General features: G+C 34.5%; 1 protein-coding gene. It reads left to right on the top strand.

The genetic code is table 11. From position 1 onward, the window contains the following. The first annotated feature begins 318 nt into the window (after nt 1-318). Nucleotides 319-765, top strand: coding sequence for a cytochrome c oxidase assembly factor Coa1 family protein (locus AEQU1_RS15700; protein ID WP_111882630.1), 447 nt, complete (start codon nt 319-321; stop codon nt 763-765). The last annotated feature ends 117 nt before the right edge of the window (nt 766-882 follow it).

Raw genomic sequence — 882 nt, 5'->3', positions numbered from 1 at the left:
CGCTCAAACGGAAATCGTTGAAGAGCTTTTCTTGGTAGATCTTTTTTCCTTGCATACCATGAAATTAAGGAAAATTGCTAACTTGTGCAACAGGCACACAGTATAAAAATAATTGCTCGATTTTGGGCTTAAACAAAGGCCGTTGCAGGTTTACTACGTCTGATTTTCCTGCGGAAAATCCTCGCAGGTAAACCCGCAACTATTTTTATACAAACCGTTACCAACCATTTGAGAAAAACCGTAAAAACAATTGAAATTTAGTTTGAATAAGGAAAATATAGACTACAAAAAATCTATTTGAATTAAAAATAACACAAAATGAATAATGAGCTGATTAAGCAGAAAAGTTGGTGGAAAATGAATTGGAAATGGTTCGTTCCTGCCAGCGGAATATTATTGATTATTATATCGGTTTTTATTTCTTCCGGAATGGGAGGAATTAGTGCTGATTTGGCTCAAGCATATTCAGATACTGAACTTTATGAAAATGCGTTAGAAAAAGTAAAATCTGACCAAAAAGTTAATGAACTACTTGGTGAAATAGAACCGATTGACAAACTAGCCATTTTAGAAGGATCAGTCCATTACACGAATGAAAACCAAACGGTGAATTCAACAATCCGATTAAAAGGAACAAAAGGAAAAGCTAAATTGGATATTAGTGCTGACCGCATAAATAATGAATGGAATTATACGAAAATCAATGTCAGAATTAAAAATCCGCCTGAAAGCAAACAAACGATTGAAATACTAAAAGCGGAATAGAAAACGGTTGGCAACACCGGTAACCGTTGCACAACCCCATAATTTATAAAAACCCAACCCATATAAGCCTCTTTAAGCAGCTTTGTTTTTTTGATCAGGCTTGAAAATGTGTCAAAT

This window comes from Aequorivita sp. CIP111184 (genome assembly GCF_900489465.1).
In the GTDB taxonomy this organism is placed as follows: domain Bacteria; phylum Bacteroidota; class Bacteroidia; order Flavobacteriales; family Flavobacteriaceae; genus Aequorivita.
The sequence above is the reverse complement of the archived record's forward strand: the minus strand, read 5'-3'. Positions and strand labels throughout refer to the sequence as shown.